Here is a 23,607-nt window from a genome sequence, read left to right as displayed (position 1 = left end):
CCGATCCAGGAGCAACGCGCATGAGGAAAATCACCGCAGGCCTGTTCATCGCCCTCGACGGCGTCATCGAAGATCCGCAGGACTGGCACTTCCCGTATTTCGACGACGCCATGGGGGCGGCTGTCGACGCCCAGCTCGGCGCCGCCGACACCCTGTTGCTCGGCCGCAAGACCTACGAGAGCTTCGCGGGCGCGTGGCCGGAGCGCGAAGCGGCGGGCGGCCCGGACGCGGCGTTCGGGAAGAAACTGGGCGATGCGCGCAAACTCGTGGTGACGCGGCAGAACCTCGAATTCACCTGGCGCAACTCCGAAGTGATCGACGGCGACCTGATCGAGGCGGTGACGGCATTGAAGGGCGAGCCGGGCGGGGACATCGGCATGAGCGGCTCGGTCTCGGTCGTCCGTCAGTTGCTGGCCGCCGGGCTGCTGGACGAACTGCACCTGCTGGTGCATCCGATCGCGGTCGGCAAAGGCGAGCGCCTGTTCCAGGACGGCGCAACCACTGTTCCGCTGCGCCTGCTGTCCTCGGAGACCTTCGACACCGGGGTGCTGCACCTGGTCTACACCCGCGACGAGGCCGCGCTCGCCGGAACGTACGAAGACGCGAAAGTGCACCTGTCCCAGAGCGTTCGGTAAGCGTCGGCTCCGGATCGCGCAGGGGGTTGCCGCTGAGTTTCGGTCCAGCGCTAGCCATTTCGAAACTCGGACAGCGCCAAGTTCCCGTGCGAACTATATGGAGTGTCCGAGCGCTTTCGTGACGATGCCGCCGGTGACCGATTTGACGAGGTAGCTCGTGGAGTCGTGCGGTGACGCGCCGTTGTCGAAGTGCGGCTCGGTGACCGGAGCGACGGTGCCGCCGGGATACGGCGGAAAGAACGAGGTGAGATCGAGGTGCGCCGCGACGAGATCGTCCTCGTCCACCAGGTTGTGCCAGTTCGTCACCGCCATCGGCACGGTGCTCGGCTGCGGGCGCAGCCGCTCGTACACGACCGTGCGCAGGCCCAGTGGCGAGCCCATGGTCAGCAGGGACACCGGGTGGTCGGTGCGGTGCAGCGCCTCGTAGGCCACCACGCTGCCGAGCGAGTGCGCGATCACCAGGCGCGTTTCGGGGCCGATCTGGTCGAGCACCTGCCGCTGGGCGTACTCCCGCACCTCGTCGTCGGTGAAGTACCGGGCGACCTGGGACAGTGCCGCTATGACGAACTTCTGGGCCAGCCCGAATCCGAACGGCGCGAACCAGCGCAAGCGCATCAGCGCGTTCAAAGCGGGCCGCAGCCTCGCGTTCGCTCCCTGCGCCACCGCGTCCGGCGGCGGGGGAGTGCCGAGTCGGCGGGCCGTCGCACGATCGCGCTGGTCACCGGCGTGCTCCACGGCTGTCGCGAGCCACGTGGCCGCGAGTTGCTCCATCAGGTCGAGTCGCTCGTCGTCGAGTTCGGTCCCCGCGCCCTGGGCGCCCTCGACCAGGAACCGATTGCCGTAGAACGCCATGCGGGTCGACAAGTCGCCGGGAGTACCGTTGCGCCACAATCGGTCCGCCAATTCGGGTGCGCCGTAGTTGCGTACGCCTCCGGCGAGTCCGGGCAACCAGCGCGCCTCCAGCGTGTCGGCCGATTCCTGTTCCTGCGCGATGCCGTGCACGAGGACGATCGTCGCCAACGTCCCACCCCTTTCGATCCCCGGTGTCGGGAACAGTGTCCCTCATCGGAGGCGGGATCGGCAGCGTGACTCATCGTCCGGAACGGTTGCGTGTGCGAATCGCTTTGCCCAGTGGGGCAATCGAATTGGCGAGTCCGAACAGCACCCGCTCGGCGATCGAGTGCTGCGGGGGCAGGACGGCGAGTTGGCGGGCGAGTTCCAGCCCGTTGACGATCGCCGTGTTCGACTCGATCAGCCCCTCGCGCACGACGAACACGTCGGTGCCCAGCAGATCGAGGTGTCTTCCGTTGGGGGCCAACCCGACCAGCGGCGCGGTGCCGTCGAACCGGCCGTGCATGCGCCAGTGCACCACGGCACGCTCGTCTTGCGCCGTGACCGAGAGGATCTCCACCGTCAGGTCGGGGACCGCGGCGTGCACGTCACGGAAGAAGGCCACGACCTCGCCCGGAGCGCGCAGATCGGCGACGCCGACGAACACGTCGATCGCACCCGGCCGCCAGCAGTCGGAGACGGTTTGCCAGTCCTGCTCGCCGATGGCCTCGACGTAACGACGCGCCACCGAGCCAGGGTCGCCTGAGTTCGTCAACGGTAATCCTTTCGTCATCGCGATAGTGACCTATTCGGGGATGACCGCGCTCCCCACGCCCGACATCCTGCTCGTCCCCGGCGGGCCCGGTTCGACGGCGGCCGCGGTCGACGACGCGCTGCCGGCCTGGCTGCGGCGAGCGCACCGGAGCACCCGGTGGGCGACCTCGGTGTGCACGGGTTCGCTGGTACTGGCCGCGGCCGGACTGCTGGACGGACGGCCTGCCACGACGCAGTCGGCATTGCGCGCACTCGGCGCGGACGTTCGCCCGGAGGAACGGGTGGTGCGCGACGGGAGGACAGCCACGGCCGCAGGAGTCTCCGCAGGCGTCGATCTGGCGCTGTGGCTGGTCGGGGACGTCTTCGGCGCGGAGCGGGCACAGATCGCTAAGTTGATCATCGAGTACGACCCGCAGCCGCCGTACGACGCCGGTCACGTCGGCAAGGCCTCGTGCGGCGGGCCGCCACCGCCCAGTGGAAAATCTTCAGGCGTCCCGCCATTTGATCGAGCAACCCATGCTCGGCCGGTGTGGTTCGGGCGCGGGCTCGCCCGCGAGCACGGCCTCGACGGCCGTGCGCAAGTCGTCCCCGGTCAGCGGTTTGCCGTTCCCGGGCGTCGATTCGTCGAATGCGCCGCGGTAGGCGAGTCGGAGGTCGGCGTCGTAGAGGAAGAAATCGGGAGTGCATGCGGCGCGGAAGGCCCGCCCCACGTGCTGCTCCTCGTCGACGAGATAGGGAAACGTCCAGCCCGCGCGGATCGCTTGGTCGCGCAGCCGCAGCGGGGCGTCGTCCGGGTAGGCGGTCGCGTCGTTGGTACAGATGGCCACGGTCGGCATGGACGGCAGCGAGTCGACCAGTTCGCCGAGCGCGGCCTCGATGTGCTTGACGTAGGGGCAGTGATTGCACGCGAAGACGACCAGCAGACCGGGTCCGTCCGCGAAGTCGTCGCGGGAGTAGATCCGCTGGTCGAGATCGGGTAGAGCGAAGTCGGGTAGCGGTGTGCCGATGGGAACCATGTGTGAGGTATGCGCCATGGTGTGCCTTCCGTCGGGATCGCAGAGGACAGCGGGAGCCTAACCCCGTGTCGTCCGATTCGTCGGAAATACGCCGATGAACGGTCAGTCGGCGTGGCGGGCTTCTCAGCAGGTCAGATCGGCCGGATCGGTGTTCGCTCCGCACAGCACCACGCACACCCGCTCGCCGGGCCTGGGCCGGAACGCCGGCTCCGCGCCGCGTATCGCCGCCAGGGCGGTCGCCGCGGCGTGCTCGACGGCGAGGCGGCGCTGCGCCCACAGCTCGCGGCGCGCGGCCACGATCGCGTCGTCGTCGACCAGCACCGAGGCCACGTCGTAGCGCTGTGCGGCCGTCAGCGCCAGCTGCGAGGCGCGCGGGGCGCCGAGCGAGTCGGCGGCGATCGAGTCGACCTCCACGTCCACGACCTGCTCGGCCTCGATCGCGGCGTGCAGCGCGCGGCAATGAACCGGTTCGACGGCGACGGTCCGGGCGCCGTAGTGATCGGCGGCGGTGGCCACACCCGCGAACAGCCCGCCGCCGCCGACCGCGACCACGACGGCGCCGAGATCGGGGATACGCTCGTGGATCTCGGTCATGAGCGTGCCCGCACCCGCGGCGATCAGCGGGTTGTCGTAGGCGTGGGAGAGCAGGGCGCCGGTGGCGTCGGCGAATTCGCGACTGGCCGCGAGCGCGTGCGCGTATTGCGTCCCCACCAGGCGGACGTCGGCGCCATAGGAGGTCAACCGGTCCACTTTGACCCGCGGCGCGGTGGTCGGCAGGAACACCGTGGCGGGAATCCCCTGGCTGCGCGCTGCCCACGCGCACGCGAGTCCGGCGTTGCCGCCCGAGGCGATCGTCACGCCTACCCGGGGTAGCGTCCCGTTCTCGCGATGCGTGAGCAAGAAGTTCAGCGCACCCCGGGCTTTGAAGCTGCCGGTGTGCTGCAGGAACTCCAATGCGAACCACAGCTCGCCCGAGTGGTCGGCCTGCGCCACGGCCACCGGTCTGACCAGCCCGGCCACCCGTTCGGCAGCGGCCTTCACGTCGCTGTGGGTCAGTTCCATCGAACTCCTCGGTACCGTGCCGCTCAGTACTCGCGGCGGTGCGGGGCGAACTCCAGGGTGAGCAGGGCGGCGGCGGCGATGACCACTTCGCGCCAGCGGATCAAGGCGTAGCGCTGATCCGACAGCGCGTGGAATTTCCGCAGGAAGCGGTAGAGCGATTCCAGCCGGATCAGTGGATCGGCGAGGTGCACCAGCACGTAGAGCAGCGTGGCCGTGCGCGATTTGTCCTTCTCGGCGAACAGTTCCGGGAAGGGGGCGAAAGCCAGCGAGATACGGTGGATATCGTGCGCGGCGGCGTAGTCGACCAGATCGACGATCATGCGTTCGTCCAGGCCGTTGGGTGCGTCCTTGCGCCGCCACGGCACGTCGAGGCTCAGTTCCCTGCCCCGGTCCGAGATGCCGTAGCGCTGGAAGCCAACGGGATTGCCGTCGGCGTCGCTGGCGATGACCACCAGCATGTTGGGATTCCGTCCGTCGAGCAGGTGGTCCAGGATCATCGAGAAGCCACGGGTCTGCCTGCCGCGCCGCCATTCGTCGACGATGGCCAGCAGTTCCTCGCGTCGTTGTTCGGTGAGGGCCGACTCGTACACCACCTCGGTGGTGACGCCGAAATTCTTGGTCCGGCTCACGGCTTGGCGCAGGTTGCGGAACTTGCGGCCGACGAGGTCGAACTCGTCCACATCGAGCACCACGTCGCGGCCGATCGGTACCGCGTGCAGCCCGCGATGCTCCAGCGCCCACACCTGCCACAGGTCCGCTAGTTCCGGGCTCGCGCCCAGCACGGCGACGCGCCAGCCCTGGTTGACCGCGAAGTCGGAGAACGCGGCGACCAGTTCGGGGAAGGCCGCGCGATCACCGATCGGGTCGCCCGCCACGGCGGCGATGCCGAAGCGAGCGCGATAGCCGATCGCGGCGGTCGACGACGCGTTGAAGAAGTAGGTCTTCGACGAGTGCAAGGCGAACGGCGCCAGCGCATCGCCCTCGGTGCGGCCGACCAGTTCGGCCACCCGGTACAGCTGGTCGGGCTGCGGTTTGCTGGCTATCGGCAGCACCAGAACGAAGCCGGTGGCGGCCAGCAGCACGAACCCGGCGCCGGGATGCTCGGCGCGGTAGGCCAGATGCGCGACGGCCAGCACCAGCACCGCGGCGGTGAGGTGTGGAAGCGTGATCGGCCTGCGCAGGTGCAGCCCTCGCGCGACGAAGACGCCGGACAGCGCGAGTGCGACGAACCAGCCGTGGTCGACGGTCTCGTTCGAGGTGGCGTTGGCCTCGTAGGCCAGGATCACCGCGATCAGCAGCGCCAGGGTGATCAGCGTGGCGCGCGCGGCGGGCGTGGTGGTGAAAGCGGCTTCCCGGTAGCCGCTGAGGGTGGTGGCGCGCAGTGTGCGCGAGCTGGAGGTTCCCTGACCGTCAGGCACGAGCGGGCTCCGCTCTGCCCGCGCGCTTCGCTACCCACGACAGTTTCGCCATGGTGGCCCTCCAGATGATCGCCTACCGAACACACTATGCGCACCCGACACTCCAGGGGAAATGCCTTTCCGAAACCGTCGGGTAGCCCGGAGGCACGAACCGGGCCGGACGCAGGGCACGTGCCGCCCCAGGGGCAAACATCGGATGAATCCCGTTTTATTCCTTCGCCAGGGCCGCTTCCAGTCGCGCATCTGATCGGGTGGCATGGACCCGTCCTGATCGGCGCGAGCGACCAGCAGTTCCGCCGTGATGCCCGCCGCGTGGTGGCGCGGGCTGTCCGGGCGGGCCGCGATCCGATCGCCGAAGGTCGCCGCCGACGTCACGGGCGAAATCATCGGGGCTCCGAGGTCGGATTTCGGCGGACAACCGGTGCGATGCCGGCCGGGCGATGTGCGGCCCGCGCGACGACATGGGAGAACCCTCGGCTGCAGACCGATTGCCCGAATGTGCGCGGAGCAAGATCGAAGCAAATCGACAATTCAACCCTATTTCTTTCCCCTTAGGACTGATTCGGGCGATTGCGGTCCAGTTGCCGATTCCTCGGCGTGTATCCGCGATTTTCCGCTGTCCCGTTGTCATGCTCAGTGCCTGGCTGATCCGAACCAACCGCCTGAGGAGTGGGCGCGACGAGAGGTCCGACTGTGAAACTGAGCTGGATGGCGATTGCCGCGCTGGTAGTCGCTGCTGCGTCCGGGTGTTCCGACGATCCTTCGGAGGGGGCGGCGGCGACCTCGACCACCGTCGGTGCCGCCTCGAGCGCTCCGGCCACGACGGCCGGAGCGCGCGACGACGAGGCGGCGGACGGCGGGCTCCGGATATTGCTGGGTGAAGTAAAGAAAGTTCCGGTGCCCGCCGATGCGGTGCTCGATATTCGGGCTCCCGCCGCTTGGGGGCAAGCCGTCGGCGGTATTCGCTGCACAGTCACCGATAGTTCCGGCCGGAATGAAGATCTGCGCTCGTCGGACGCGAAGAAGACCGAGACGTTCGGCGGGACGGAATGGGTGACGGTGTGGACGTTCTCCTCCGCCCCGAACAGCGACGTCACCGTGGGTTGCCGGGACGCGGAGTCGAAGATCGCTGCCGCTCATCGTGATCCGTATCTGCGCGTCGTGCCGCGCGAGATCGTCCCGATCGCGCCGCCGCAGCGCTGATCCCACCGGCGCGGTGCCCGGCTGTTCAGGCGGCGGCGCGCACCTCGACCGGCCGGTAGACGCGAGACGCGAGGGACTGCAACACCATCAGGCGAGTCAGTTGGTTGCGCAACCAGATGCGGCCGCCGGTGGCCGGAATCAGCATGGAACTGCTCGCCCGCACCGAACGCTGTGCCCGCAGCACGGTCGGACGCAGGGCTTGCTCATAGCGGCGGAAGGCGATTCGATGGTCACCGCCCGCTGCGGCCAGCTCGGTCGCGAGCAGGTGCGCGCCCTCGATGGCCAGCGCCGCGCCCGCGCCCGACAGCAGCGTCGCGCAGTAACCGGCGTCGCCGACCAGCGCGACCCGCCCCTTCGACCAGGCCGGTATGCGGACCTGGCTCACCGCGTCGAAATAGAAGCCGTCGTCGGCGGCGGCCTGGTCGAGCAGGGTGGGCACCTGCCAGGCCTGGTCGTCGAAATACTCGCGCAGCAGGGCTTTCTGGGCATCCTGGTCGCGGTGGTCGACCTCGAGCACGCGGTGCTCGCGGAAGGCGAAGAACGCCGTCGCGGTGTCGTGGGCCCCCGAGCGGTAGACGCCGGCCACCTTCCCCGGCGTGTTGTAGAGCGTCACCGAGTGCGGACGTCCGAGCTCGGTGTCGATACGCGCGGTGGCGAAGTACACACCGAGGTGGTGCAGCGCGTCCGCCTCGGGTGTCACGGCGAGATTCCTTGTCCGCGAATGCAATCCGTCGGCGCCGAGAACCAAGTCGAATTCGGCCTGCTTGCCGCTGTCGAAGGTCACCTCGACGCCGCCTTCGTGCTGGTCGATCGCGGCGATCGAATCGCCGAAGGTGAACTCGACGTCGTCGGCGGTCGCGTCGTGCAGCACCTGGGCCAGGTCGCCGCGCATGATCTCGAGGTCGCCGTCCCCGTTGAAGGTGCTGGTGCTCATGCCCGCGACGCGGCGGTCGGCGGCGTCGACGAAGGTCAGCTCGCGGATGTCGGTGGCTCGTTCGCGCAGCCGCGGCAGCACGCCCATGCGCTCCGCGATCCGCACCGAATTGGCGCGGATGTCGACGCCGTTGCCGCCCGGGCGCAGTGCGGGGCTGCGCTCGACCACCGTGGGCCGGAAGCCGTTGCGCACCAGCCAGTACGCGAGCGTCGGTCCGGCGATGCTCGCGCCGGAGATGAGAATGCGGGGTTCGTGGGCCATGAGTGCCTCCTTCATCGACTGACCGTTGGTCAGTCATGAATGTAGGACACTGACCATCGGTCAGTCAACGGGTAGGATCTGCACCGTGAGCGACGAGACGACCACCCGCGCGCGCATCCTCGAGGTGGCCATGGACCTGTTCGGAACGCATGGTTACCACCGCACTTCGGTGCGCGCGATCGCCGAGCAGCTGGGCATCTCCAAGGCGGGCGTGCTGTACCACTACCCGAGCAAGTACGACATCCTCGCCGGTTTGGCCGAACCGTTGCTCGTCACCATGGAACGGGTCGTCGCCGAGGCGGCCGATCCCGATCCGTGCGAGGCGCAACGTCGCGTGATCGAAGGGTTGCTCGACGTGTTCCTCACGCATCGCTACCTGCTCCGGCTCAATGTCCGAGACCTGGCATTGGCCGCTCCGGGAACCATTTTCGAGCGGTTCAGCAAGACCATGATGCAGGCGAACATCCTGGTGGCGGGCCCGGACGCCACGTTCGCGCAGCGCGTTCGGGCCACCCAGGCGGTGGCGGGGCTCAGTGACCCGGTGGTGCTGTACGCCGAGGCTCCGGTCGAACAGTTGCGTGCTGAGGTGCTGGAAGGAGTGCGCCTGCTGTTGGCGCCCGCGGACCGGACGCCGCCCGCGTCGGCGTCCAGGGGAAGGCCGGCGGCGATGACCGAGGAGCGGATCGAACTCGCCCGGCGGATGCGTGACACGGAGCGCCGCAGCGTCCCGGACATCGCCCGGGAGTTGGGTGTCTCCCGGGCGACGCTGTACCGATATCTCAAATAACGAGTCTTATTGAGACGATATTTTCGAGACAAGTCGCTCGTGTTCGTCGGAGGCCCGGAGTAGCGTCGGCGGCATGGACGATGCCGCCTACCGCGAGCGGCCGTCGCGGTACGCGGGCGCCGTGTTGTGGACCAAGACCGTCGACGGCAGTGGCTCCGCGCTGCCGGTGCTGCCCGACGGCTGCATGGATCTGATCTGGATGAACGGCCGATTGGTCGTCGCGGGACCGGACACCCGTGCCCACCCTCCCGGTGGAACGTCCGGCGATCGGTATGTCGGCGTCCGGTTCTTCCCGGGAACCGCGCCCGCGTTGCTCGGCGTCCCGGCGTGCGAGTTGCGTGACCGGCGAGTCGATCTGGCTCAGCTGTGGCCGTCGGCGATGGTCCGGCCGCTGGTCGACCGGATCGCGGGTGCCGGAGATCAGGCGGCAGCGCTGGAACACATCGTGCGCTGGCGCGCGGCCGAGGTCGAACCGGCAGATCCGCTCCTGCGGAAGCTGGTCGGCGCGCTCGACGCCGGGTGGCCGGTCGCGGCGGTCGCCGACGCGGCCGGGCTCGGCGAGCGGACTCTGCGCCGCCGCTGCCTGGATGCCTTCGGCTACGGCCCGAAAACCCTTGCGCGGGTGCTGCGCTTGCAACGTGCGCTGGGCACGGCACGCCAGGGCGTACCGCTCGCCGAAACCGCGACGCGGGCCGGTTTCGCCGACCAGGCGCACCTGTCGCGCGAGGTGCGCGCGCTGGCCGGGATCCCGCTGGGAAGGCTCCTCGCCCAGTCCTAGAGAGCGGCGTACAGGTCGACGCCGTTGCCGTCCGGGTCCTGCACCACCGCGTAGCGCTGCCCCCAGAAGGCGTCCCACGGCTTCAGTTCGCCGTGGTATCCGGCGTCCACGAGTTCGGCGTAGACGGCGTCGACTTCAGCGGGATCGGCGCAGCGAAAGGCGATTCCGAGACGGCCCGCTCCGGTCGACGGCGTCCAGTCGGCATGGAAGGAGCGGATGACGGTTTCGGTGTCCAGCGTGAGCCGCAGACCGTTGGGCAGAGCCGCCTCGGCATGCCCTTCGTGTTCCGAGCCGTCCGGGAAGTCGAGACCGAGGCGGCGGTAGAAGGTCACCGCGGCGGCCATATCGCGGACGACGATGCCGATCACGTCCAGTTGTGGTGTCATGCAGGCAGCGTAGGCAGTGCCGCGGGGGCGCGTCTTGAACGAATCGGACAGCGCCTACCGCGCCGGTGCGGGGACCAGTTCGGCGATGAGATTCTCCACCAGGATGCGAATGTGGTCGCGGATCGTGCGCACCACATCGATGGTCTGGTCGGCGGGATCCGGCAGCATCCAGTCGCGGTAGCTGATGCCGGGGAAGAACGGGCAGGCGTCGCCCGCGCCCATGGTGACCACCACGTCGGAGATGCCGATCGCGTCCATCGTGAGCGGCTTCGGGGTGTGTCCTGAGATATCGATGCCGATCTCGGCCATGGCGTCCACCACCGTGGCGTTCAGGGTGTCGGCCGGTGCGCTGCCCGCCGACCGCACATCGAACCGGTCGCCCGCGAGGGCGGTGAGGAACCCGGCGGCCATTTGCGAACGGCCCGCGTTGTGTTCGCAGACGAACAGCACACTGGGCTTGTGGGACATGGGAACGCCTTTCGATGTGCAAGGTGGAGCATAAGTGTGCTGGCTGGCGGACCGGCCGCCCGGCTGGGTCAGCCGAAACGCTTTCGGAGCGTATGAGATACGTATACCAGCGAGCCGTGAATCGTTACGGCGCGCCGTGCCTTCGCGTGCGCGCGCGTACGGCGATCGCAGGTCAGAGCCCGAATCCGAGATCGCGCCCCCGCCGCGGTACTCGCATGCCGGAGGGGACTGGACGGTAACGCGGGAGTGTTCGCCCGAAGGGGCGCACCGGAAGGCACGAGGAAGGCCGCGGCATCCAGAGACGTTGCGGTTCGCAGGGTTTCGGCAGCGCGGGACGACACGCGTTTCGATCCGGCAAGCGCACAGGCTCAGGACGTGCGGGCATCACCCGGTAGCCGCTGTCATGCGGATCACTACGCAACGCGCGATATCATATCGCCGAACGCGCTTCGGTCTCTTGCACCGCCGATACGTGTACCCCGGTCGATGCGAGGTCGACCGGGGTACACGCGCGAATCAGCGGAATGTCATGGCGGCGGGATCGAATCGTCTCGCCCGCCGCCCATGTCCACCGGAAGGGATTATTCCCGAAGGCGGATCAGATCGGACGCAGGTCGATCATCTTGCGCAGCCGCTGACGATCGCGCTCGAGGCGGCGGGCTTCATAGGCGATCGGGAAGTAACGCAACCGCTCCGGCAGCAGTGGCACCAGTCGCGCGATCAGCCGGCCGAGCACCCGGAGCTTGCGCTCGTCGGCCGCGGTCCAGGTCAGGCCGAGTTTCTGGCGCGCCACCTCGGGCGTGGTGCCGACCGTCACGAAGTACTGCAGCCAGCCGATCGGCGCGACCGCCGCTTTCCAGGCCGGACGCAGCACGCGCGGCAGTTGCTTCGGCGGCGCGACGGAGCGGATCACCCGCAGGTAATCGCGCGCGGTGTCGGTGGCGACCAGATGGTTCGCGACGGTGTCGTCGAAGAACTTCTCGAATTCGGTGTAGTTCGCCGGGATCTCCTTGGGCGCCACCGAGAAATTGCGCAACAGCTGCAGCGTCTCCTGGAAGTACGCTTCCTTGTCCGCCGCGGTGAGCGGGCGCTTGGCGAAGTACTTGGCGCTTTCGGTGAAGGCGAACGTCCCGGTGTGCAGCACCCAGGCCCACGGGGCGCTGGACAGCGCGGTGTGGCGCACGCCGTTGGCGTCGGTGGTGTTCAGTGACGCGTGCAGCTCCCGCAGGCGGTCGGCCTCGGCGAGCGCCTCGTCGCCGCCGTAGACCCACATCATCACCGAAGCCAGGCTGCGCGTGGCACGTCCCATCGGATCGGTGCGGAAGGTGGAGTACTCGTCCACCACCGCGGAGATGGTCGGTTCCATCGTTTGCAACAGGAAGGCCGAGCCCGCGGTGAGGGAGAACGTGATCAGACCGGTCTGTTCCCACATGCGGGTTCCCGGTTCGATCGGGCGGCGGGGCGGCAGCGTGCGCGCGCCGGTGGATTCGCGTGCGACGGACGCGGTCATCGTGATCTCCCTTGATCGGCCGAACTCATACAATGAGATGATAACCCTAACATTCTCTCATCGTCTATCCGTGTCCGATCTTGTCGCTGCCCCTAGGCTGTGCAGATATGACGACCGAGTGGCGCAGTCGTACCGGCCGGATCGGAGTACTCACGGGCGCGGGCATCTCCACCGATTCCGGCATCCCCGATTTCCGCGGCCCGCGCGGGGTGTGGACGAAGGATCCGATCGCCGAATTGCTGTCGACCTATCAGAACTACGTGGCCGACGGAGGCTTGCGGGAACGCGCCTGGCTCGCGCGGCGGGACAATCCGGCTTGGCAGGCCGTCCCGAACGCCGCGCACAACGCGCTCGCCGACTTGGAGCGGGCCGGGCGAGCGGTCACCATCATCACCCAGAACATCGATCGCCTCCATCAGCGGGCGGGGTCATCGCCGGATCGGGTGATCGAGATCCACGGCAACATGTTCGAGGTGGTCTGCATCGAATGCGATTACCAGACCTCGATGTCCGCCACCTTGGAGCGAGTGGCCGCGGGAGAATCCGACCCGCCGTGTCCGGACTGCGGTGGCATCCTCAAGTCCGCCACCGTGATGTTCGGCCAGCAGATGGACCGCCGCACCATGACCAAGGCCGCGCTCACCGCGGAGACGAGCGACATCTTCCTGGCCATCGGATCGTCGTTGCAGGTCGAGCCCGCCGCGTCGATGTGCTCCATCGCCGTGCGCAGCGGCGCGGACCTGGTGATCGTGAACGCCGAGCCGACGCCGTACGACGCCATGGCCACCGAGATCATCCGCGAGCCCATCGGCACGGCCGTGCCCCGTCTGGTCGCGGAGCTCCTCGCCGATCGACCGGAGTGAAGCCTGCGGTGCGCCGGGTTCAGCCGACCGGGCCGAGTACCCGGTCGAGGTAGGGATTGGCGAAACGCCCTTTCGGGTCGAAGCGGCGGCGCACCTCGGCGAACCGATCCCAGTCGGGATAGCGGCCGCGCAGCGTCGCGGCGGTCTGGAAGTGGCGTTTACCCCAGTGCGGGCGGCCGTGGAAGCGGTCGAAAACCGCTTCGCAGGCGCGGAAGTATGGCTCGAAGTCCATGCCCCGGTACTGGTGTACCGCGATGTAGCAGGTGTCGCGGCCTGCCGCCGGGGACAGGAACGCGTCGTCGGGCGCGACCCACCGCACCTCGATGGGCATCGGGGTGTCGAATCGAGTGGACAGTTCCTTGATCTCGCGGATCGCGTCGACGGAGTGCTCGCGCGGGATCGCGTACTCCATCTCGGTGAAGCGGATCAGGCGCGGCGACGCGAACACCCGGTAGGAGCGGTCCACCTGACGCCGGTAGCTGCCCGCGTAGGCGGCGCTGCGCTGGATCAACGGGAGCAGGCGCGGCTGCCTGCGGCTCAGGCCGCACAGCGCGTCGAACAGGTAGTTGGACAACAAGATGTCGGTGAACCAGTCCACCGCTCTGGGGCGCGGCTGTTCGGGCAGGAGCACGCGGTTGTTGCGCTTGGTCATGGCCAGCGGGCTGTGCGCGAACATGTAGAACTCGAAATGCTCGTTGCCGTCGACGAACGAATCCAGGTCGGCGAGCACGTCCTCCACCGGGATCGGTCGCTCGATGCCCTCCAGCACGAAGGACGGCGCCATCCGCAGCGTCAGAGCGGTGACGACGCCCAGTGCGCCGATGCCGACGCGCGCCGCGCGCCAACCGTCGGGATCGGTCTGCTCGTTCAGTTCCGCCAGGGTTCCGTCGGCCTGCATCAGTTCCACCGAATGCACCGCGGCGGAGAGGTTCTGCAAAGTCGCGCCGGTGCCGTGGGTAGCGGTGGCGATGGCGCCCGCGACGGTCTGCACGTCGACGTCGCCCAGATTCGGGAAGGCGAGGCCGTGCTCGTGCAGGGCGGTGCTTGCGGCGTTCAGGCTGATGCCCGCCTCCACCCGGACCAGGCCGCTCGCCCGGTCGACGTCGAGCACGCGGTTCAGGTTCGCCAGGCTCAGCAAGGTGCCGTCGGTCAGGACGGCGTCGGTGAACGAATGCCCGCTGCCCGCGACGCGCACGGTCCGGTCGTCGGCTTCGGCGTCGGCGAGCAGGCCGGCCAGTTCGTCGACGGAGCGCGGCGTGGCGAGGAGTGCGGGTGCGCAGCGTTGATCGCCGGCCCAGTTCACCCACGAATTGGTCATGTGTCCAACTCTACGGGAGTATGTGTGACCCGCGCTACTTACGGTTCGTTTTCGCTACCTCTTGCGCCAGCTGCAGGTCAGCTGTTGCTTGGCGTGCTCGACCTCGTCGTCGCTCAGCGGGGGGACGACGAGATGCTGACGCGGCGTCTTGTCGCCGCGCACGCCGTTCAACATGATGGCCATATACCGCTGCCAGACATCGGGGTTGACCGGCCTGGCGAACTCGGCGAGACCGTCGACCATGTGCACCAGCGCGAAGAAATCCGAGGGCTCGATGCCGTCGGCGAGCACGCCCGCGTCGCGGGCGCGTGCGCAGATGGCGTGCACCTTCGGCTTGATGCGATCGCGTACGACCGCGAATCGGTCGGTCTCGTCGTCTTCGAGTTCCAGCATGACTTCGCTGAATCCGCGATTCGTGGCCATGTGCCGACACGCGTATTCGAAGAACTCGACGAGTCCGAACCAGGGATCGGGATGCCGGTAGGCGGCGTCGGCCGCGTCGGCGAAATCGTTCAGGTTCTGGTCGAAGACTTCGACGATCAGTTCCTTCTTGTTCGCGAAGCGGCGGTACACCGTGCCGACACCCACACCGGCGCGCTCGGCCACGTCATCGAGAGTGATCTCGAGTCCGTGATCGGCGAACAGTTCCCGCGCCGCGGCGATGATCCGCTGCTGATTGCGCGCGGCATCGGCCCGCAGGCGCCGGGGTGGAGAGGCGACCGTGGCGTGATTCACACCGCCATTCTATCAACATCGGGGATTAACCGGAGGTGTTGTCTCCGTTATCGTGATAGCTTCTTCGAGTAAGCGGAGGAGCATCCTCCGTATCAATGCTCGAGACAAAGGGTACACATGACTACCGCGATCGACCGCGGGGCCCCGGCCCCGGAGCGAACGGGAAGTGGGCGGCGCGGCTCGCACGCCCTGCGCTGGTGGGTGCTGGCCGTCCTCGGCGTCGCTCAGCTCATGGTGGTGCTGGACGCGACCGTGGTGAACATCGCCCTGCCCGCTGCCCAGCAGGACCTCGGCTTCAGTGACGGCGACCGCTCCTGGGTGGTCACCGGCTACGCACTGGCGTTCGGCAGCCTACTGCTGCTCGGCGGACGCCTCAGCGACCTGTTCGGCAGGCGCACCACCTTCATCATCGGTCTGGTCGGCTTCGCGGTCGCCTCCGCCGTCGGTGGCGCGGCCGCCAGTTTCGAGATGCTCGTCGCGGCTCGTGTCGGACAGGGTGTCTTCGGCGCACTGCTGGCGCCCGCCGCGCTCTCGCTGCTCACTGTGACCTTCACCGAACCGTCCGAGCGGGCGAAGGCGTTCGGCATCTTCGGCGCCGTCGCTGGCACCGGCGGCGCGATCGGGCTGCTGCTCGGCGGCGCACTGACCGAATGGGCCTCGTGGCGCTGGGTGATGTTCGTGAACCTCGCCTTCGCCGCCGTCGCCCTGGTGGGGGCCGTGCTGCTGCTGGCCAAGCACACGAGCACCGAGCGGCCCAAGCTCGACATCCCCGGCACGGTGGTGGTCACCGCGGGCCTGTTCGGCATCGTCTACGGGTTCTCGCACGCGGAATCGGACGGGTGGACCAACGGCGTCACCCTGGCGTTCCTGCTCGGCGGTGCGGCGCTGATCGCGGTGTTCGCCTGGTTGGAGACCCGGGTCGCGCACCCGCTGCTTCCGGTGCGGATCGTGCTCGACCCGATGCGCGGCACCTCCTACCTGACGGTCTTCGTGATGGGCATCGGGATGTTCGCGATCTTCCTGTTCCTCACCTACTACATGCAGCTGACCCTGGGCTACTCGCCGATCATGACCGGCGTGGCGTTCCTGCCGATGGTCGCCGCCATGGTGGCCTCCTCGACCACCGGCCCGTCGCTGTTGCTGCCGAAACTCGGCCCGAAAGTCGTGGTCAGCGGCGGCTTCCTGATCGCGGCGGCGGGCATGGCGTGGCTGACCCGGATCGGTTTGGACACCGGCTACGCCACCCACATCCTGCCCGCCCTGATCCTGCTCGGGCTCGGCCTCGGCGCTTCGATGTCGACCGCCTTCCAGGGCGCCACCTCGGGCGTACAGCACGAGGACGCCGGCGTGGCCTCGGCCATGATCAACACCAGCCAGCAGGTCGGTGGATCGATCGGCACCGCGCTGCTGAGCACCATCGCGGCGTCCGCGGCCACGGACTACCTGTCCGCCCGCACCCCGGACCCGCTCACCATCGCCCAGTCCGCGATCGAGAGCTACACCACCAGTTTCTGGTGGGCCACGGCGATCTTCGTGGTGGGCGGCATCCTCACCGCGGTGCTCATGCCGAGCACGGCGCCGGTGCCCGCCGAGGGAGAGCCGGTGCTCGCCCACTGAACCGAGTGCGGCACCGCCGATCCGGTTTCCGGCACAGCGGCCGCCGTCCCCGCGATTCCGTCGCGGGGACGGCGGCCGTCGTCGCTGTCCGAGCCGGGCGATCGGGTTCGTCAGCGAGCGCGGCGGTGCCATCGCGAGGAGGGGAGGCGGGACTGTGCTCGGCGATTGCCCGATCGGCCACTCCTGGCGGTCTACTCCGGTGTGGGGACGAATCTTCCGCCATGGGCCGCGGCAATGATCCGGATCGCGGAGCGCGTCGCCGAGCATCGCGCACGACACGCGGTGCTCGTCCGCCGCACACGGCAAAGCGCTCCCGAATCACCATTATTCGTGCAAAATACGAGGTAAGTAGATGTGGCGGGCTTTGCTGAACGCCATCGGCATTGTGCTCGATCCGGTCTCGTGCAGAGGTGGGCGGTCCTCTACCCGGCGTACGCGGTAGATGTCATGGGATGCTTTGCAATCGGAAACCCGATGATTTCGACCGCTTCGGTGTGGGTAGCCAAGGGGCTGCTGTGCACCCTTCTCGGTATCAGCGCACCCGGCGGTCGCACCACCTTCTCCACCCCACCCGCGAGGTTCGTAGACTCCTCGGACCGGGCGCGGCACTTCCCGCGCTCGTCCGCCTCGGGGGTGGCGGTGGCGTAGCCGGGGCGTCGGAGCCCGGCGCGGGCATGGCACGGTGAGTACCTGGTTCGGCTCGGCGATCGACGGGAACGGCACGACGGAAGGGGGCAGGCATGAGTGGTTCGCAAGCGGATGCCGCCGCGGCGGGACGGTGGCGGCCCGCGGCACGGCTCACCGTGCTGCTCGACGAGGACGACAAATGGCGGCACACGCCCCTGTATCACGAGATCGTGCGCCGGGCCAGGGACAGCGGCCTGGCGGGCGCCAGCGTGTGGCGCGGCATCGAGGGATACGGCGCGTCCTCGCATGTGCACACCACCCGGATCCTGGATATCGCCGACCACCTTCCGCTGATGCTGGTGCTGGTCGACGATTTCGAACGCCTGCGCGCCTTCGTCGAGCGGAACGCCGAACTGTTCACCTCGGTCAACGTCACATTGGCACCGGTGGACCAGTGGCAGGAAGGTGAGCGATGACCAGACCCCGCGGCAAGCCCGATGCCCCGGCCGGTTCTCCCGTAGCCCTCGCGGCACCAGCGGATTTCGCCTCGCCGATGCCGCCGGGCACCTCGGCCGTTACCATTGTCGGTTCGGCGCGGCTCGGCGATCTGAGCGGCGCGCCGGCGGGTGACCGACCGCTCGCCGCCGCGGAAGCGGGCTTCCGCACCGTGCCGACCACGTTCAGCATGGAGGGCTGCGAGTCGTTCCGGCCGGCGGCCGACATGAACGACGTGGCCGTGGGGTCGGCGGTGACCGGGCGGTCGTGGACATGATCCTGATGACGAGCCGGGCGCAGCCGATACGGAAGGGAGACCCGAGCATGGCCCACGATCGAGCCGGGCGTGCCGCACGTCCCACCGATCTGGAAGACATCGCACACCTGGTGACGGCGTACTACAGCCGTGTTCCGGATACGGACGATCCGGCCCAGCGGGTGACGTTCGGCACATCGGGACATCGCGGCTCCAGCCTGGACGGCGCCTTCAACGAGGCGCACATCCTCGCGATCACCCAGTCGATCGTGGAGTATCGCGCCACCCGCGGCATCACCGGGCCGGTCTACCTGGCCAGGGACACGCACGCGCTGTCCGAGCCCGCCTGGACCACAGCGCTGGAGGTGCTCGCCGCCAACGACGTCACCGCGGTGATCGACGCGCGCGACCGCTACACCCCCACGCCGGCGCTGAGTCACGCTGTGCTGCGCCACAATCGGGGCGGCGCCAAGCATCAGGCCGACGGCATCGTGGTCACCCCGTCGCACAACCCGCCCCGCGACGGCGGCTTCAAATACAACCCGCCGCACGGCGGCCCGGCCGACAACACGGCCACCGACGCCATCGCCGCACGCGCGAACGAACTGCTGCGCGACGGGCTCACCGGGGTCAAGCGCACCACGCTGGAGCGCGCGCTGGCCACCGGCGTGGAACGCTACGACTACCTCGACCACTACATCGACGACCTGCCCAACGTGCTGAACCTGGACGCGGTCCGCGGCGCGGGCATCCGCCTCGGCGCCGACCCGATGGGCGGCGCCAGCGTCGACTATTGGGAGGAGATCGGCCAGCGCTACGACCTCGAGCTCGAAGTGGTCAATCCCTTCGTGGACCCCACCTGGCGGTTCATGACGCTCGACAGCGACGGCAAGATCCGGATGGACCCGTCCTCCCGTTACGCGATGGCCTCGCTGATCGCGATCAAGGACGACTACGACATCTCCACCGGCAACGACGCCGACGCCGACCGCCACGGCATCGTCACGCCCGACGGCGGTTTGATGAATCCGAACCACTTCCTCGCGGTGGCCATCGAATACCTGGTCGCCAACCGGATGGGGTGGGACGCGCTGACCAAGATCGGCAAGACCGCGGTGACGTCGTCGATGATCGACCGGGTGGTCTCCGTGCTCGGGCGCGACGTGCACGAGGTGCCCGTGGGGTTCAAGTTCTTCGTTCCCGGATTGTTCAGCGGCAGCCTGGCCTTCGGCGGCGAGGAGAGCGCGGGAGCGTCGTTCCTGCGGATGGACGGCACGGTCTGGACCACCGACAAGGACGGCATCCTGCTCGCCCTGCTCGCGGGCGAGATCGCCGCGGTCACCGGGCAGAGCCCGTCGGCGCGCTACGTCGAACTCGAACGCCGCTACGGCAGCCCCGCCTACGCGCGGATCGACGCACCGGCCACTGCGGAACAGAAAGAGCTGCTCGCGAAGTTGACTCCGGACATGATCACCACGAAGGAGGTCGCCGGGGAGCCGGTCACCGCCGTGCTCACCAGGGCGCGGGGCAACGGAGCGCCGCTGGGCGGTCTCAAGGTGACCACCGAGAACGCGTGGTTCGCCGCTCGCCCGTCCGGCACCGAGGACAAGTACAAGATCTACGCGGAATCGTTCCACGGTCCGGAGCACCTCGCCGAGGTGCAGACGGCCGCGGAGGAATTGGTGGGGCAGGCGCTGTCCGGTGACCGTTAGATCCAAGCCCCTGCCCACCGAGATCTGGGTGCTGGTCGGTGGCGCGTTCGTCATCGCCATCGGGTTCGGTCTGGTCGCCCCGGTGCTGCCGCAGTTCGCGCGCGGCTTCGGCGTCGGCGTGGCGGCCGCCTCGGCGATCGTGTCCGCGTTCGCGCTGATGCGGTTGCTGTTCGCGCCGCTCAGCGGACGGCTGGTGCAGCGGCTGGGGGAGCGCTCGGTCTATCTCGGCGGGCTGCTGATCGTCGCTGTGTCCACCGGCGCCAGCGCGTTGGCGCAGAGCTATTGGCAGCTCATGCTGTTGCGGTCGCTCGGCGGCATCGGATCGACCATGTTCACCGTGTCGTCGCTGGCGCTCGTCATCCGCATCTCCCCGCCCGAGCAGCGCGGCCGGGTCTCCGGGTTGTGGTCCACCAGCTTCCTGGTCGGCTCGGTGAGCGGGCCGCTGGTCGGTGGCGGGTTGTCCGGACTCGGGCTGCGCTGGCCGTTCGTCATCTACGCCATCGCGTTGCTCGCCGTGAGCGTGGTGGTGTACCTGAGCTTGCGGCATTCGGAACTGGCCGCGCCGGAGCCCGTCGGCGGTGTTCGCATGATGTCCTTCCGGGAGGGGTTGGCGCGGCCGGAGTACCGGGCGGTGTTGCTGTCGAATTTCGCCAACGGGGCCGCCGTGTTCGGTGTCCGGATGGCGTTGGTGCCGCTGCTCGTCGTCGAGGTCCTGCACCAGGCGCCGGGTATGGCCGGTGTCGCGTTGACGGTGTTCGCCGCGGGGAACGTCACGGTGCTGTTCGCCTCGGGGCGGCTGTCCGACCGGTGGGGGCGCAAACCGTTCGTGATCGTCGGCTCGCTGGTGTGTGCAGCGGGAACGGCGGGGCTCGGCCTGGCGACCGACCTCCCGTGGCTGCTCGCCACCTCGTTCCTGGCCGGGCTCGGGTCCGGCATGTTCACGCCGACCCAGCAGGCGGCCGTCGCCGACATCATCGGGCCCAAGGCGCGCGGCGGCCCGGTGCTCGCCGGTTTCCAGATGGCCGCCGACCTCGGCACCGTCATCGGCCCGGTCGCCGTGGGCGCCCTGGCGCAGCAGGTGTCCTACGAACTCGCGCTCGGTGTGACCGGCGCTTTGCTCGCTGTCGCCGCGCTCGTCTGGGCTGTGGTGCCCGAGCCGTTGCGGCGGGGAAGTTCGGTTCCCTCGGAGATCCCGTCCGAACGTTCCGGCGGAGCGGACGACACCGAGCGGCGCGCTGCTCGTATCGAGCGTGCGCTGAACGAGGTGTCCGGCGCGCCGGTCGCCGACAGCCCGGTGCCGGCGGTGGCCGAGTCTGCCGAGCTTCCGGGTGATCGCGCAGCGGGCGTCGAAGACGTCCGTGCGGTGGCTGGTCGTCGCCGATCGACGGCGAATGGCGTCGGGACGGCTGCTGAATCCGATGGAACGGGGAGCCCTCCGTCGGTGGTGAGCGGTGATCGTCGTGGTACGGCGGCCGATACCGGACCGTCGCGGACCGCGCCGGGTACGGCGGTCGTCGACTCGGACGGAGCCCCGTACCCGAGCACCCTGGGGCGACCGATGTCCCGTGGCAAACGTCCGCGGCCGGTGCGGCGAACCCGCCGCAGGCGCTGAAGCCGCCACCTGCGGCACAGCGCCTGTCGAGGCGGGACCGCGTCGCGTCGCCAGGCGCTGGGAGGCGAGCGTCCGGTCGGTGACATGCGGTCACCAGCGCAGTCGCGCGCAGGTCGCCCAGCTCTCACCCACGCAGCGGCCGATGTCATCGGCGAACCCGCCACGGTCGGGACGTAGACGAAGCTCGCAGGGTCGCGACGAGTGCCGCGCCGCTGAGCACCGAAGCCCGGCCGCCGGAACCATCGCTGCCGAGCCGGTACAAGGTCGGCGACGGCGGTCGCATTCCATCCGCTGTCGAGCGATCGAAGTGCGAAGCCCATGCGAGGACAGAACCGAACGCGTGGCGGTGCCGTTTGCCGCTGGCCAGGTCCGGCGCGCACGGGTGGTCAGCGGAGGTCTGATCGGTGGCCCGGCGGCGGGGATGACGGTTCGTTGCGGCAAAGTGTCAATGTGAGCGAATCGCGTTCGAAGTACACACCCCGGCCGATGTCCAGTGCGACCACCTATGCGCTCGGTGCGGTCGCTCTCGTGTTGATCGTGGTGATCGTCATCGCGGCGATTCGCTGGGGGCGGGACGACGCGGCCGTCCGCAACGACGGCTACGGTTCGGTGCGGAACGAGGCGGTGCACTCGGTGCTCGAGCAGAACGGTTCGATCCTGCTCGGCCGCCCGGACGCGAAGAAGACCATCGACATTTTCGAGGACCCGCTGTGCCCCGGCTGCGGCAGCTTGGAGCGCATCTACGGTCAAGAGATCGCGCAGCAGATCGATGAGGGCGCGCTGGCGGTCCGTTATCGCCTGGTGAACTTCCTCGATGCCCGCTCGCGGAGCAAGGACTACTCCACCCGCGCCGTCGCGGCGAACCAGTGTGTGGCCGAGGCGGGTTCGGGCCCGGTCTACTCCAAGTTCCACACCGAACTGTTCACTACCAAGCGCCCCAGCGAAGGCGGCGCCGACCTGAGCAACGAGGAACTCGCCGCTATAGCGGGCGACGCCGGGGCCGCCGAGTCCGTGCGGCAATGCATCGCCACCGGCGCCAAGGTCGAGTCCGCCCGCAGCAGCGCCATGGCACAGACGGCGGCGCTCGGCGCGGCACTGGGTGGCTCCGCGGCCACACCCGCGGTCTTCGACGGTACGACCAAGGTCGACACCAACGACGAGAACTGGGTGGTCTCGCTCACCCGTTGAGCAGCAGACGCCTGCGCTGTTCCGCGCCGATCCGCCACGGACTCGGCAAGGCGATGCGGTCTCGCGGCGAACGGAAGGGCCGGAACGCCGACTCCACCAAATCGACGCCCCGGCCCACTCGACGGCGCGACCCGACATCCCCAGCCCCCGAGATCGCCATCGCCGAGCTTTCAGTTGGCCTGGGGCCGGGCAACGGCTCCACCTGCCGCCACCCGGCCCGCGCACTCGACAGCGCGATCCGGCCCCCTGTCCTGGACCGCGCCTCGAGATGTCTTCATGTCCATTTACGAGACCGGCTGTACCGCTGGCTGTTTCGGCATTCGTCCCGACCCGCGAACGTGCCGACCGATCGGCACATCCCTGTCCGGCACTGCAACCGCCCACACCCTCACGCACATCCGACTCGCACCGGACGACCGCTGGACACTCGGGAACGAACAAACCAGCAACCCCATCTGCTCTGCCCAACCCGAGCGTCCAACCGCCTACCTCCCCACACCCCTCACGATCGAAATCACTTCGAACACATGTTCGATACTAACCTCAACCGCCGCCTCCTGTCACCCCCGAATCGAGGCGATTTGGTCGCCGACACACCGTTGGTGTAACTTCATTCAAGCGCGGCGGGGACACCCGGAGCGCAACAACCAGGGGCTATGGCGCAGCTGGTAGCGCACCACACTGGCAGTGTGGGGGTCAGGGGTTCGAGTCCCCTTAGCTCCACAGAAATAGCAGGTCAGGCCCGGTCTGAGACCGGGCCTGACCCGTTTTTCTGGTCCTGGCCCCCTTAAACCCCCGTTTTGGTTGTGTTTGATGGGTGCCACCTGCGGACCGCCCTGTCGCCATTCATCGCTACCACACGAAGTTCTGCGAGCGGGATTGAGCAGGTCGTGCGGATCAGTACTCCCAGGGATCGAGCCCCGCCTCGTATGCGGCTGCCTCGTCCTTGTCGTGCAGGAAACGCGGGTCCACTACGCCCTCGAGCGAGGTGTCGCTGATCGGTCCTGGATGCCACTCATTGCGCACGAGTTTCAGCAGGAACTCGGCCATTCCGCACGGATACACCGACCACTCGTGGTTCATGCGGGAGTACACCGCGACCGGCCATCGATCCGGGTCCT

General features: G+C 68.5%; 22 protein-coding genes, 1 tRNA gene and 2 pseudogenes. 13 read left to right on the top strand and 12 right to left on the bottom strand.

Going from position 1 to position 23,607, the window contains the following annotated elements:
• Window positions 1-20: 20 nt before the first annotated feature.
• Entirely contained in the window at window positions 21-635 is a 615-nt protein-coding gene (locus tag ACIA5H_RS23485; protein ID WP_379253232.1) for a dihydrofolate reductase family protein, read from the top strand.
• A gap of 93 nt (window positions 636-728) precedes the next feature.
• Here the strand turns inward: ACIA5H_RS23485 and ACIA5H_RS23480 are convergent, their stop codons facing one another.
• Both ACIA5H_RS23480 and ACIA5H_RS23475 read right to left on the bottom strand, forming a co-directional pair.
• A complete protein-coding gene (locus tag ACIA5H_RS23480; RefSeq protein WP_379253233.1) occupies window positions 729-1,655 on the bottom strand; it encodes a hypothetical protein in 927 nt (308 codons plus the stop codon).
• Between the two features lie 70 nt (window positions 1,656-1,725).
• The gene (locus tag ACIA5H_RS23475) at window positions 1,726-2,241 is read right to left on the bottom strand and encodes an ester cyclase (protein ID WP_397077347.1); all 516 of its coding nucleotides are present in this window, start codon (window positions 2,239-2,241) and stop codon (window positions 1,726-1,728) included.
• A gap of 40 nt (window positions 2,242-2,281) precedes the next feature.
• Here ACIA5H_RS23475 and ACIA5H_RS23470 point away from each other — a divergent pair.
• Window positions 2,282-2,578, top strand: a pseudogene (locus tag ACIA5H_RS23470) (DJ-1/PfpI family protein); the annotation flags it as partial.
• Between the two features lie 147 nt (window positions 2,579-2,725).
• Here ACIA5H_RS23470 and ACIA5H_RS23465 read toward each other — a convergent pair.
• The 3 genes from ACIA5H_RS23465 to ACIA5H_RS23455 all read right to left on the bottom strand — a co-directional run bounded on the left by ACIA5H_RS23465 (window position 2,726) and on the right by ACIA5H_RS23455 (window position 5,736).
• Window positions 2,726-3,274 (bottom strand): thioredoxin family protein, encoded by a 549-nt coding sequence (locus ACIA5H_RS23465; RefSeq protein ID WP_355077846.1) that lies wholly within the window; start codon window positions 3,272-3,274, stop codon window positions 2,726-2,728.
• A gap of 105 nt (window positions 3,275-3,379) precedes the next feature.
• Window positions 3,380-4,318 carry a threonine/serine dehydratase gene (locus ACIA5H_RS23460; RefSeq protein WP_397077346.1) on the bottom strand — a complete coding sequence of 313 codons (939 nt, stop codon included), beginning with the start codon at window positions 4,316-4,318 and terminating at the stop codon, window positions 3,380-3,382.
• Between the two features lie 23 nt (window positions 4,319-4,341).
• The gene (locus ACIA5H_RS23455) at window positions 4,342-5,736 is read right to left on the bottom strand and encodes a phosphatidylglycerol lysyltransferase domain-containing protein (RefSeq protein ID WP_355077844.1); all 1,395 of its coding nucleotides are present in this window, start codon (window positions 5,734-5,736) and stop codon (window positions 4,342-4,344) included.
• A gap of 708 nt (window positions 5,737-6,444) precedes the next feature.
• Here ACIA5H_RS23455 and ACIA5H_RS23450 point away from each other — a divergent pair.
• Window positions 6,445-6,939 (top strand): hypothetical protein, encoded by a 495-nt coding sequence (locus ACIA5H_RS23450; RefSeq protein ID WP_397077345.1) that lies wholly within the window; start codon window positions 6,445-6,447, stop codon window positions 6,937-6,939.
• 25 nt (window positions 6,940-6,964) lie between these two features.
• Here ACIA5H_RS23450 and ACIA5H_RS23445 read toward each other — a convergent pair whose 3' ends face one another.
• A complete protein-coding gene (locus ACIA5H_RS23445) occupies window positions 6,965-8,134 on the bottom strand; it encodes an FAD-dependent monooxygenase (protein ID WP_379253237.1) in 1,170 nt (389 codons plus the stop codon).
• Window positions 8,135-8,219: 85 nt separating this feature from the next.
• On the opposite strand from ACIA5H_RS23445, the gene ACIA5H_RS23440 reads away from it, so the two are divergent.
• Window positions 8,220-8,921 (top strand): TetR family transcriptional regulator, encoded by a 702-nt coding sequence (locus ACIA5H_RS23440; RefSeq protein ID WP_397077344.1) that lies wholly within the window; start codon window positions 8,220-8,222, stop codon window positions 8,919-8,921.
• A gap of 73 nt (window positions 8,922-8,994) precedes the next feature.
• The gene (locus tag ACIA5H_RS23435) at window positions 8,995-9,699 is read left to right on the top strand and encodes a helix-turn-helix domain-containing protein (RefSeq protein WP_397077343.1); all 705 of its coding nucleotides are present in this window, start codon (window positions 8,995-8,997) and stop codon (window positions 9,697-9,699) included.
• Here ACIA5H_RS23435 and ACIA5H_RS23430 read toward each other — a convergent pair.
• From ACIA5H_RS23430 to ACIA5H_RS23420, 3 genes are all read right to left on the bottom strand, one after another.
• On the bottom strand, window positions 9,696-10,085 hold the full coding sequence (locus tag ACIA5H_RS23430; RefSeq protein WP_379253242.1) for a VOC family protein: 390 nt from the start codon (window positions 10,083-10,085) through the stop codon (window positions 9,696-9,698). The two genes, ACIA5H_RS23435 and ACIA5H_RS23430, sit on opposite strands and share 4 nt — an antisense overlap.
• A 54-nt stretch (window positions 10,086-10,139) precedes the next feature.
• A complete protein-coding gene (locus ACIA5H_RS23425) occupies window positions 10,140-10,553 on the bottom strand; it encodes an arsenate reductase ArsC (RefSeq protein ID WP_355077838.1) in 414 nt (137 codons plus the stop codon).
• 598 nt (window positions 10,554-11,151) lie between these two features.
• On the bottom strand, window positions 11,152-12,063 hold the full coding sequence (locus ACIA5H_RS23420; protein ID WP_379253243.1) for an oxygenase MpaB family protein: 912 nt from the start codon (window positions 12,061-12,063) through the stop codon (window positions 11,152-11,154).
• A 107-nt stretch (window positions 12,064-12,170) separates the two neighbouring features.
• On the opposite strand from ACIA5H_RS23420, the gene ACIA5H_RS23415 reads away from it, so the two are divergent.
• Complete coding sequence (locus ACIA5H_RS23415) at window positions 12,171-12,926, top strand: SIR2 family NAD-dependent protein deacylase (protein ID WP_397077342.1); 756 nt, start codon at window positions 12,171-12,173, stop codon at window positions 12,924-12,926.
• A gap of 19 nt (window positions 12,927-12,945) precedes the next feature.
• Here ACIA5H_RS23415 and ACIA5H_RS23410 read toward each other — a convergent pair whose 3' ends face one another.
• Window positions 12,946-14,244 carry a D-arabinono-1,4-lactone oxidase gene (locus tag ACIA5H_RS23410; RefSeq protein WP_397077341.1) on the bottom strand — a complete coding sequence of 433 codons (1,299 nt, stop codon included), beginning with the start codon at window positions 14,242-14,244 and terminating at the stop codon, window positions 12,946-12,948.
• A gap of 54 nt (window positions 14,245-14,298) precedes the next feature.
• Window positions 14,299-14,979, bottom strand: a complete 681-nt coding sequence (locus ACIA5H_RS23405; protein ID WP_355077834.1) for a TetR/AcrR family transcriptional regulator — start codon at window positions 14,977-14,979, stop codon at window positions 14,299-14,301.
• A gap of 117 nt (window positions 14,980-15,096) precedes the next feature.
• On the opposite strand from ACIA5H_RS23405, the gene ACIA5H_RS23400 reads away from it, so the two are divergent.
• The 7 genes and pseudogenes from ACIA5H_RS23400 (at window position 15,097) to ACIA5H_RS23370 (ending at window position 23,209) form a co-directional block, all read left to right on the top strand.
• Window positions 15,097-16,596, top strand: a complete 1,500-nt coding sequence (locus ACIA5H_RS23400; RefSeq protein WP_379253245.1) for an MFS transporter — start codon at window positions 15,097-15,099, stop codon at window positions 16,594-16,596.
• Between the two features lie 740 nt (window positions 16,597-17,336).
• Window positions 17,337-17,699, top strand: a complete 363-nt coding sequence (locus tag ACIA5H_RS23395) for a DUF190 domain-containing protein (RefSeq protein ID WP_355077832.1) — start codon at window positions 17,337-17,339, stop codon at window positions 17,697-17,699.
• Window positions 17,696-17,995 (top strand): hypothetical protein, encoded by a 300-nt coding sequence (locus ACIA5H_RS23390; RefSeq protein ID WP_364431692.1) that lies wholly within the window; start codon window positions 17,696-17,698, stop codon window positions 17,993-17,995. The genes ACIA5H_RS23395 and ACIA5H_RS23390 overlap by 4 nt, the downstream gene beginning before the upstream one ends.
• 47 nt (window positions 17,996-18,042) lie before the next feature.
• Complete coding sequence (gene pgm / locus ACIA5H_RS23385; RefSeq protein ID WP_397077340.1) at window positions 18,043-19,686, top strand: phosphoglucomutase (alpha-D-glucose-1,6-bisphosphate-dependent); 1,644 nt, start codon at window positions 18,043-18,045, stop codon at window positions 19,684-19,686.
• Window positions 19,676-20,855: pseudogene (locus tag ACIA5H_RS23380) on the top strand (MFS transporter); the annotation flags it as partial. The gene pgm and the pseudogene ACIA5H_RS23380, both read left to right, overlap by 11 nt.
• Before the next feature lie 929 nt (window positions 20,856-21,784).
• Complete coding sequence (locus ACIA5H_RS23375; protein ID WP_379253383.1) at window positions 21,785-22,486, top strand: DsbA family protein; 702 nt, start codon at window positions 21,785-21,787, stop codon at window positions 22,484-22,486.
• Window positions 22,487-23,136: 650 nt separating this feature from the next.
• Window positions 23,137-23,209 (top strand) — tRNA-Ala (locus tag ACIA5H_RS23370).
• Between the two features lie 174 nt (window positions 23,210-23,383).
• On the opposite strand, the gene ACIA5H_RS23365 is transcribed toward ACIA5H_RS23370, so the two are convergent.
• A partial coding sequence (locus ACIA5H_RS23365; RefSeq protein WP_397077339.1) for a hypothetical protein occupies window positions 23,384-23,607 on the bottom strand: 224 nt, incomplete at its 5' end.

The sequence above is a fragment of the Nocardia sp. NPDC051900 genome (assembly GCF_044452545.1).
GTDB classification, from domain to species: domain Bacteria; phylum Actinomycetota; class Actinomycetes; order Mycobacteriales; family Mycobacteriaceae; genus Nocardia; species Nocardia sichangensis.
The sequence above is the reverse complement of the archived record's forward strand: the minus strand, read 5'-3'. Positions and strand labels throughout refer to the sequence as shown.

Bases quoted from the DNA above. Each gene is read 5' to 3' on its own strand.
- ACIA5H_RS23485 (WP_379253232.1), top strand. From the start codon at position 21: ATGAGGAAAATCACCGCAGGCCTGTTCATCGCCCTCGACGGCGTCATC.
- ACIA5H_RS23465 (WP_355077846.1), bottom strand. From the start codon at position 3,274: ATGGCGCATACCTCACACATGGTTCCCATCGGCACACCGCTACCCGAC.
- ACIA5H_RS23460 (WP_397077346.1), bottom strand. From the start codon at position 4,318: ATGGAACTGACCCACAGCGACGTGAAGGCCGCTGCCGAACGGGTGGCC.
- ACIA5H_RS23450 (WP_397077345.1), top strand. From the start codon at position 6,445: ATGGCGATTGCCGCGCTGGTAGTCGCTGCTGCGTCCGGGTGTTCCGAC.
- ACIA5H_RS23445 (WP_379253237.1), bottom strand. From the start codon at position 8,134: ATGGCCCACGAACCCCGCATTCTCATCTCCGGCGCGAGCATCGCCGGA.
- ACIA5H_RS23435 (WP_397077343.1), top strand. From the start codon at position 8,995: ATGGACGATGCCGCCTACCGCGAGCGGCCGTCGCGGTACGCGGGCGCC.
- ACIA5H_RS23430 (WP_379253242.1), bottom strand. From the start codon at position 10,085: ATGACACCACAACTGGACGTGATCGGCATCGTCGTCCGCGATATGGCC.
- ACIA5H_RS23425 (WP_355077838.1), bottom strand. From the start codon at position 10,553: ATGTCCCACAAGCCCAGTGTGCTGTTCGTCTGCGAACACAACGCGGGC.
- ACIA5H_RS23420 (WP_379253243.1), bottom strand. From the start codon at position 12,063: ATGACCGCGTCCGTCGCACGCGAATCCACCGGCGCGCGCACGCTGCCG.
- ACIA5H_RS23415 (WP_397077342.1), top strand. From the start codon at position 12,171: ATGACGACCGAGTGGCGCAGTCGTACCGGCCGGATCGGAGTACTCACG.
- ACIA5H_RS23410 (WP_397077341.1), bottom strand. From the start codon at position 14,244: ATGACCAATTCGTGGGTGAACTGGGCCGGCGATCAACGCTGCGCACCC.
- ACIA5H_RS23400 (WP_379253245.1), top strand. From the start codon at position 15,097: ATGACTACCGCGATCGACCGCGGGGCCCCGGCCCCGGAGCGAACGGGA.
- ACIA5H_RS23395 (WP_355077832.1), top strand. From the start codon at position 17,337: ATGAGTGGTTCGCAAGCGGATGCCGCCGCGGCGGGACGGTGGCGGCCC.
- ACIA5H_RS23390 (WP_364431692.1), top strand. From the start codon at position 17,696: ATGACCAGACCCCGCGGCAAGCCCGATGCCCCGGCCGGTTCTCCCGTA.
- pgm (WP_397077340.1), top strand. From the start codon at position 18,043: ATGGCCCACGATCGAGCCGGGCGTGCCGCACGTCCCACCGATCTGGAA.
- ACIA5H_RS23375 (WP_379253383.1), top strand. From the start codon at position 21,785: ATGTCCAGTGCGACCACCTATGCGCTCGGTGCGGTCGCTCTCGTGTTG.